Origin of the sequence: Pseudomonas sp. CM27 (genome assembly GCF_013179515.1) — a bacterium.
GTDB lineage: Bacteria > Pseudomonadota > Gammaproteobacteria > Pseudomonadales > Pseudomonadaceae > Aquipseudomonas.
On the sequence record NZ_JABMCN010000363.1, the window covers coordinates 1 to 3938 of the forward strand.

Annotated in this window: 1 protein-coding gene; it reads right to left on the reverse strand. The window is 65.2% G+C overall.

Annotated features, from left to right (window positions below):
- The coding region (locus HP547_RS27660) for a peroxidase family protein (RefSeq protein WP_306140682.1) at positions 1-3938 on the reverse strand (3938 nt) is incomplete at both ends.

Consider the following 3938-nt stretch of genomic DNA (forward strand, 5'->3'; position numbering starts at 1 on the left):
CACCGCCCGCAGGCCCAGCGGCGCGCGGATGTTGGGGATCAGCGAGAGGATGTCCTGCCCATGGGCATCGGCTTCGGCGATCTTGATCTGCTCAAGAATGAAGTTGAGGTCGGAGCGCACCATGTGCAGGCCGGCGCCACCGTCAGCCGCGTCCACCACCGGCGTGGCCGGCGTCGGCAGCACAGGCGCACCGGGCTGGACCACGCCGGTGGGCTGGGAGAACAGCACTTCCGTGGTGCCATGGGCGTCCTGGTAGATCGCCTTGACCCGCAGGCTCAGCCCCGCCAGGTCCGGCGACACCTTGAACGCGGTGCCATCGGCGCTCTGGAACGCCAGGTCACCGGCTGGCAGCAGGATGATGTCTTCGAACACACCGCTGCCAGGGTCGGCTTCGAACTGCCAGTAGTACGACACCGAACTGTTGGCCAGCGTGCCGAGCGGGTTGCCTGCAGCAATGTTGTCGGCATCACGCACACCTGCCACGCTCACTGTCAGCATGTCGCCCACGGTGATCGCCCCGCCGTTGCCATCGGTGACCGTGGGGCTGCCGGTAGCCTGCGCGTTCAGCCCGGTCACCAGCACGCGCTGGCTGTCGGCAAACTGCAGGCGTTCGACATGCAGCAGGGTATCGATGCCGTCACGGCCGGCCACGGTATCGGTCACCGTCCAGACGTCATCGGAAACGTCGAGCGTACCCTTGGTGTTCTGGGTCACCACGTACTCGCTCTGCACACCCGAGAACACCGCCGTGTCGAACGCAGCCCCGCCCGTCGAGGTGCCGGGCAGGATTTCGCGTACTGCCTTGAGCTGCCCAGGGTTGTAGGTGCGGTCAAGCATGAACGGGATCATGTCGACCATGCTGTCGAAACTGGCGATCTCGGGGCCGCTGTGGTTGACGTCGCCTGCGGCATACACCGCGATGCGCACGTTGATCCACTTGTCACCGTCGATCAGGTCATCGCCGCCACGGCCTTCGATCAGGTCGCTGCCATTGCCGCCGAGCAGGATGTTGCCGGTGGCAAAGCCGGTGGTGGGCAGCCCGGCATCGCTGAGGAACTGCTGCAGGCCGCGTATCAGCGCGACGTTGGTCAGCGCACTGCCGGTGGCACCGCCGTGGTTGAGGATGGTCACGGCATCGACGTCATCGCCCTTGAGCACGTCGGCGAATTTCGAGCCTGATACGCCCTCGACTTCGGCGAAGCGGTCAAGGATGGAAGCCGGCGAGGCGCCGACCGGGTTGAACACACCGGCGTTCTGGTTGGGTGCGTTGCCATGGGGCTGCGCAAGGGCGGCCAGGCTCAGGTCGACGGTGACGCCAACCTGGTCATTCTTGTAGGTCACCCAGTCGAACCCGGACATGCCGTCCATCTTGTCCTGGGCATCACTGCCGACAAAGATGTCGTCGCCCCCTTCGCCGATCATTTCGTCAAAGCCGCCGCCACCGACGAAGATGTCGTTGCCGACCACTTCGTCACCCAGCAGCGGCGCGAAGTTGTCGCCAGGCGCACCGTCCTGGGTGCCCTTCTCGATCCAGTCGTCGCCCTCGTTGCCGGTAGGTGGCAGGTTGGTCTTGGCGCCAAGGATGAAGTCGTCGCCCTGGCCGCCGAAGGTGGTGCTGATGTCCTCGGTGGTGATGATGAAGTCCTGGCCGTCACCGCCGAGAATCAGGTTGCCGGCAACCCCCATGCTGCCGGCGACGATCACGTCGTTGCCGGCATTGCCTTCCAGGCGGTTGTCGCCAAACGAATCGGTGATGATGTCGTCGCCCGCGCCACCCAGCACCGCGTCGTTGCCAGCGCCGCCTTCCAGCACATCGTCGCCTGCATCACCATAGACGGTATCGTCACCGTCACCGGAGATGATGATGTCGTTGCCGGAAGTACCGCCGAGCACCACGTGGTCTTCACCGGTGTAGTGCAGGTAGTTGCTGTCTGGCCCGACGGTATCGGGGTTGTCGCGAATCACCAGCGGGACGATCTCTACCCCGTTGATCTCGATGCCGCCAGTCGGGTCGGCCCTGCCGTCCGTACCCAGCCCGGTGAACTGGTTGGCCTGGTTCACCTCAAGGGTAAAGGTCGGCGTGAGGAACACGGTGTTGGACAGGTGGGTGACGTCGGAGTTGAGCATGATCAGCTTGGCGAAGGAGTTGTTTTCCAGCTCCGTGCCGAAGTTCATGCCCGCCGTGCGCGACAGGTAGTAGAAACGGTCGCCGTTCTGCAGCGCTTCCAGCTGGGTTTCGAAGACGAAGTTGAAGCTGGAGCCGAGCATGCCGCCGAACGGCATTTTCTTCTCGGCCAGGCCGCCGACCCAGAAGTCGATGGCATCGACGCCCGTTACGGTAACCCCGCTGATGTCGTCGGCCGTGCCGGCGATGCCGTCCTTGCCCGCCAGCGTCACGTTGGCGTAGGCGCCGGTGCCGTTGAGGAAGTCCAGGCGGTCAGCCGGTGCACCGCTGCCGCCAAGCACAAGGGCCACTGCGGCGGCGCGCTTGGCCGCTTCGGTGGTAGCCCCGGTAATGCTGCTGTGGGTGCCGTAGGCGGCAATGAAGTTGATCAGCGACGCCGGGTGCTTGAGGTGGTCGGCAAAGTCGACCCAGCTGATGTAGGCCTTCAGCTGGCTGTCGCCGGTGGCGGCGTAGAACTCGCGGCGCGCCTCGTTCAGGCTGGGGATGCCGGTGTCGCGGCCACGGGCGATGTTCAGTGCGGGCAGGTCCAGCGGCAGGCCGAGCAGGTTATTGCGCAACGCCTCGGTGACGAACTCGTCGATCTCGTTGCCCAGCTGGCGAGTGACGCCACGGATGATCGCCCCCGCCGCTTCGTCGGCGGTGGCACCGCTGCCGGCGAACGCCAAGGGGTTGAGGAAGGCGGCGATCAGGCCCAGTTGCTGGTCGGGATTGTTCGGGTCGCCCGATACCGGGTTGAACGCCGGGTCGAAGCGGTCGACGGTTTCGGTCAGCATCGAGTGGCCGAAGCGGTACACCACATGGGCGAACTCGGCCAGGATCGCCGGGTTGATCGACGTGTCGTAGCCGTTGGGGGCGAGGAATGCGTCGATCTGCGGCTGGATGGTGCGGGCGAACTCTTCGAACACCAAATGCTGGTACTGCATTTCGGTGCCGAACTTGGCAGCCTGGAACAGCCGCTCGCCGTCCCATACCAAGGCGGCGATGCCGGCGGGCGTGGTGGGGATGGCGGTGACATCGTCGATCAGCCATTCGTTGAGAAATGCCACGTCGCCTGCGGCCAGCAGGGTGTCCTTGGTCTGCTGCACCAGGCGGTTGTGTTCGGAGTGGAACACGTGGTGAACGGCAGTAAGGCCGATGTTCTCGTTGACCCGGCCGTCACCGGCAATGTAGTGGGCATCGAGCAGCTCGTTGTCGTAGGTCAGGTTGTTGCCGCCCTGCCCCACAGGCTGCGCATTGCCGACCAGGGTATCGGCGTCGGCCTGCAACACCCCACCCACCACCACCGGCTCGGCGTTGTGTGCAATGTCGTCGAGGAAGGCATGCCCGGTGCGCACGGCATTGGCCAGGCTGATGGGCGCGGCACGGTCGCCTTCGACCAGCGTGGTGACGTCATCAGCGGTGCCGGCAATGCCGTCGGCGCCATTGTTCACGCGCATCACCACCTGCGGCATGCCGTTGGGGCCACGCAGGAAGTTGCCATAAGCATCGGTGGCCAGAAGCGGCACGCTGTGCACATCGGCGTCGGTCAGGTTGATGCCGAGCAGGTCACGGGCCTGGGCCTTGACCACTGCCCAGGTGGCCATGCCACCGCCTTCGCCATTGCCGTCGTCGCTGGTGCCGAACTTGCCATCGGCGCCCAGGTCGCGGTTGGTGATCAGCCGCCCGGTGGTTACCGGGTCGCCTGTGGCGTCGAGCATGTACTCACGCAGGAACACCTGGTGCGAGGGGTGCGAGCTGTAGGTCTGGCTCTGGT